We start from the raw sequence: 5688 nt of genomic DNA on the forward strand, positions 1-5688 counted from the left end.
GTCGGCCTGCTTGAGAATGGCGATGATTTGGCTTTCCGAAAAACGCGACTTCTTCATGTAAAACTTCCTCGTTTCTGATGGGAGAAAATTCTACTTTCAAATCCGCTTCTTTCTCGGGGGGATTACCGGGCCTCGTTCCGAGCAAGATTTCCGCGTTTGCCTGCATACCCGCATGCAATGGAAAGCGCTCGCCGTTTGCTTCCAGCTGCATTGACTTAAGTGCAATGAGCGCCTTGTACACCAAGGGCTGTGCTTGGCCCGACTTGCTACTTGGTGGCGCGCCATTTTCTACTGAGCCATCTGCAGAGTCGGCACCAATGTGTTCTACCGTGCCTTCCGCCATGCCGTATTTCTGGAACGGAAAGGCGGCAAACTTGAGCTTTACCATCTGACCTTTCCTGATGAAACCAATATCTTCATTGGATACCCAAACCTCCGCCCGCAATGCTTCTTCCTGCGGCACCAGCGTTAGCAGCACCGTGCCGGGCTGAACGACGGTACCTTTGGTGTGCGTCGCAAGATCCTTAACGACACTGTCCTGTGGCGCCTTGAGCTCTAGCAAGTCCTTGCGATGCGCCTGTTTCGCTAGCTCCTGCTCCAGCTTCTCGACTGCACCTTGTGCCTCGTTTCGTTCAGCGTGCAGTTGGCGCCGATAGTCCGAATCAATCTGCGCAAGCTTTTTCTCCGATTGTAGAATTCCCGCCTTCGCCGATTCGATAACGTGGGTCTGCGTATTGAGCTCCTGCTCCTTTTCAATGCGTTCGCGCTTTTTATCACTTGCCATCACGCCGCCTGCGAAACCGTCGCGCGCAAGCTTTTCGAATGCCTTTTCCTGTTCGCGGTAATGTGGCAGCACTTCGTTTAGCTTGGTGAGTATCTGCTGTGCGGCGGCCAGATCCTGCTGCGCCTTCACCAGCCTGCTTTTTTCTTCGGCAAAGGCCGCTTCCAGAGCTGCCCGGTTGGCTCGATATTGTGCTTCTGTTGCCCCTGCAAGATCCGGCGGATCGCTCGCTTCAATCTTGAAGCTGCGATTGCCAAGTTCCGCATCAATGCGACGCAATGCCAAACGTTTCCTGTCATAGTCAGCCTCGATAGATTTGGCATCGGCCTCGGTGATCAGGGCGTCCAGACGCATCAATACCTGGCCTTGCCGAACCAATTCTCCTTCTCTGACCAGAATGTCCTTTACAATCCCCGACTCCGCGGGCTGAACGATCTTGAGGTAACTTTGCGGAACGAGCTTGCCTTCGGCGACGGCGACGATGTCAAGGCGACCAATGGCCGCCCACAGCAGCAATGCGCCAAGCAGGATCAGCAGTGTCCATAGCACCTTGCGGCCCAACGGGTTGGGCGCCGACTGCTGCAACCGTAACAACGGAGGCGCAAAGTCGGTTGGAATCGGATCAGCCTTCTCCAGATATCGCTTTAAAAAAGTCATGCATTGCATCCGACAAATGAGGAACACGTCCGGGGGTACCCAACCCGGACGTGTTCGGATTGTGACGATTAGGAGATTTTCGCCACGCCTTTTCCAAGCCCCTGGAAGGTCTTCATCTCCTTGCCGGTTCCGGCAACCAGCGACAACGCATCACCACCGAAACTAGTCGTCGAGCCAAGATAGCCGACCGTTGCCTTGCTCAGGCCGGAGGTATCGGCACCCAAGCGATCGTCGAGCCAGGACAGCGACTTCTGATCGGCAAGTGCGGCTGATACGGCCAAGTCGACAGTGAGCCAGTGCGCGAACGCTTGTGCGGAGCTGATATTGCCGATGCTGCTTGCCGAGGATGGGGCGTATTGCTCCAGCTGGCTGCTGTTCAGATAAGCGGGAACCGTCTGCTTGCCTGCCTTTGTATCGGAGGTCTCGACTTCTTGCTCCTTGCCCCCAGCCTTACCAGCCTTGCCGCCATCCGCGTCATTCTGGACTTGGTCCATTCCGACGTTCACGCGGCCGCCTTTAGCACCCGGATTGCCCGGAGCGGTTCCCGGCCCGTCGTTGAAGTTGGAGCCGTGACCGGCCGGTGACGAATCCTGCCCGTTGCCAACGCCCTGATTTCCATGGCTGACTGACAGACGGAAGACATCGGATGCTGACAGGCTGCCTTCAGTACTTCCATTGGCTGCAACCTTGTCTGTGGCCGTTACCCGGATGTCGATGTAACCAACTTCCTTCGGCGTAAAGCCGGAGAAAGTCTGAGTGGCAGCGTCAAAGAACAGCCAGGAAGGCAGAGCAGAACCATCTGCCAGAGTTGCCGCATAGGTCAGTGTGTCGCCTTCATCAATGTCGGTAAAACTGCCCTCCGGCATTTGCCAAGAGAACGGCTTATTGAAGGTGAAGTCCTGGTCAGCCAATGATGCAACCAGAATCGGTGCGTCATTGGTTCCTTGCACGGTTACCTCCAGACCTGATGTAACCTCCACAATACCGTCGGTGGCGGCGTAAGCAAAACGGTCAGCCACAATATGCTGGCGCCCCAGCGTCTGAACATTGGCAGCAGCGTTGTTCAAGCGGTAGGTATATCGTCCGTCCTGCGCAATAGACAGGTCACCATAAGTACCAGCAATAGTGCCTGGAGCGGCCACCTTGAGCAGCGTACCAGCATCAATATCACTGTCATTGGCGAGTACGTTACCGCTGGCCGACGTCATCGTGTCTTCCGTTACCTGGGCGGTGTCGGCCGTAACAACGGGCGCATCGTTTGTGCCGGTAATGGCAATGTCCAGCACGGAAGAAACGTCTACGATCCCGTCGGTGGCAGCGTAGGTAAAGCGGTCGATGACCACTTGCCCCTGCGCCAGAGATTGGACATGTAGAGCCGAGTTATCCAGGCTGTACGAATAGCTACCATCTGCCGCAAGCGTCAAATTACCGTAAGCGCCAACAAATGTGCCGGGCGATACCACCTGCAGTGTTGTACCTGCATCGACGTCACTGTCATTGGCAAGCACGTTCCCGCTGGTCGAGATCAGTGCATCTTCCGTGACCTGTGCAACATCGGCCGTGACAACAGGCGCATCATTCGTGCCGGTGATCGTAATCTCCAGATTGGAAGCAACGCCGGCAATGCCATCGGTTGCAACGTAAGAGAAGCGGTCCAGCACGACCTGCCCTTGGCTCAAGGACTGAACGTTGTCCGCCCCGCTATTGAGGCTGTAGGTATAGCTACCGTTCTGCGCAAGCGTCAAATTGCCGTAAATGCCAGCCATCGTACCCGGCGATGCGACCTGCAGCACGGTTCCGCTATCGACGTCACTGTCGTTGGCAAGCACATTGCCGCTAACCGAAGTCAATACATCTTCCATCGCCTGGGCTGTATCGATAGATACGACGGGAGCGTCATTAATACCAACGATGTTGACTTCCACTACACTGGTAGAGGTCGCTCCCTGGTCGTCACTGATCGTATAGGCGAAGCTGTCCTTCAGCACTTCACCCTCGGCGAGTTGCTGGAAGCGATCGCCGATATCGTACTGAACCGTACCGTCCACCAGGGACACCGACGCGCCGACCTGCGACTCGCCGACCGAGATGACGGTCAAGACATCTTCAGGATTCGGATCGGTATCGTTGGCCAGCAGATGAGTGACAGGAATATTGGCAATGCCGCCATCCTCGTAAACCGTGACACTGTCGGCCGCTGCAACTGGCGGGCGGTTCAACAGGAGTTCAATGCCTTGGCGATCGAGTTGGGTGCCGTCGTCGAAGACGATATGGTTGACACCTTCAGGCTGACTGAACCAGTCGGCCAGCACGATACTCTCTGTAGAACCGAGCACAGTGATAACCATGTCATCACCTTCTCGTTCCCCGTGCAGGTTGGCTTCGGTCAGCCCACTACCGACATGCAGCGTGTTGCTGCCTTGGGTATCTATGATGCGATCGCTTCCATCGCCCAAGCGAAACACATACTGGTCATCTCCTGCGCCCCCCATCAGCACGTCATCGCCAAAACCACCGTCAAGCGTATCGTTGCCTTCCATGCCGACCAGCGTGTTATTGCCACCGGTACCGATTAGGACATTATCTGAGGCATTACCCGTGCCATTGATATCACCGTCCCCGGTGAGTGCAAGTATCTCGACGTTGTCGCTCAAGGTGTAACTGACGCTCGCAAGCACCTTGTCGATGCCGCCACCGGCTACTTCTACGACTACATCGGCAACGTTATCAACGATATAGGTATCGTTGCCGGCTCCGCCGCGCATCGAATCTACGCCTGCGCCACCGTCAAGCGTGTCGTTCCCTGCATCGCCGAACAACTGGTCATCACCAGCTTCGCCGTTTAGAAGATCATCACCCTCGCCGCCGATCAGAACATCATTGCCTGCCCCGGCATGGATGATGTCGTCTCCATATGCGCCGTCCAGGACGTTGTTACCGTTGTTACCGATGAGCGAGTTGGCCAACGCGTTGCCCGTACCGCTGATATTCGCTGTACCAACGAGTACGAGGTTTTCAACATTGGCGCTCAATGTGTAGTTCGCACTTGCATGCACAGTATCGACGCCACCATCCAACGCTTCCGCAATTGCGTCGCCGGTATTATCGACAATGTACGTGTCGTCTCCACGGCCACCCGACATGGTGTCTGCGCCGGCGCCGCCATCCAGCACGTTATTGCCACTGTTACCGGTAATGACGTTGTTGAGCGTGTTACCGGTACCGCTCAAGTCTTCCGTACCGGTCAGCGTCAGGTTCTCGACATTGGCCGTCAGCGTGTAGCTGATGCTCGACTGCACCGTGTCCGTGCCCGCGCTGGCCGCCTCGGTCACGATGTCGCCGACGTCGTCCACCACATAGGTGTCGTCACCCGTGCCGCCCTGCATGTTGTCGGCACCCACGCCGCCATTCAGCGTGTCGTTGCCCGCACTACCAATCAGCGTGTCGTTGCCTTCCAGGCCGTTGAGCACGTTGTTACCGGTGTTGCCGGTGATGACGTTGTCCAGCGCATTGCCGGTGCCGTTGATGCTGGCGCTGCCGGTCAGCGTCAGGTTCTCGACATTGGCTGTCAGCGTGTAGCTGATGCTCGACTGCACCGTGTCGGTGCCTTCGTCCGCATTCTCGACAACCAGGTCGCCCGCGTTGTCCACCACATAGGTGTCATTACCTTCACCACCGTGCATCGTATCGGCATCCAGGCCACCGTCGAGGGTGTCGTTCCCCGCACCGCCAATCAAGAGATCGTTTCCTGCCATGCCGCTCAATACATTTGAGCTGCCATTGCCAGTAATAACGTTATCTTGTGCATTGCCAGTGCCATTGATGGCCGCTGCGCCAGTAAGAACCAGATTTTCAACGTTGGCGCTCAGGGTATAGCTTGCACTGGAATATACAGTGTCGTTACCACCGTTCGCCGCTTCCACAATCACGTCACTGGCGTTGTCGACAATGTAGGTGTCGTCTCCACCGCCACCCGCCATGGTGTCTGCACCGGCGCCGCCGTCCAGTACGTTATTGCCGCTGTTGCCGGTGATGATGTTGTTGAGCGTGTTACCGGTGCCGCTCAAGTCTTCCGTACCGGTCAGCGTCAGGTTCTCGACATTGGCCGTCAGCGTGTAGATGATGCTCGACTGCACCGTGTCCGTGCCCGCGCTGGCCGCCTCGGTCACGATGTCGCCGACGTCGTCCACCACATAGGTGTCGTCACCCGTGCCGCCCTGCATGTTGTCGGCACCCACGCCGCCATTCAG

The 5688-nt window shown here is 56.8% G+C and carries 2 protein-coding genes; both read right to left on the reverse strand.

Annotated features, from left to right (window positions below; translation table 11 throughout):
- Positions 1–1438: HlyD family type I secretion periplasmic adaptor subunit (locus ACYVIA_RS21995; protein WP_460844411.1), on the reverse strand; the 1438-nt coding region annotated here is incomplete at its 3' end.
- 68 nt (positions 1439–1506) lie between these two features.
- The gene (locus ACYVIA_RS22000) at positions 1507–5676 is read right to left on the reverse strand and encodes a beta strand repeat-containing protein (protein WP_460844413.1); all 4170 of its coding nucleotides are present in this window, start codon (positions 5674–5676) and stop codon (positions 1507–1509) included.
- Positions 5677–5688: the final 12 nt, after the last annotated feature.

The sequence above is a fragment of the Noviherbaspirillum agri genome (genome assembly GCF_054780595.1).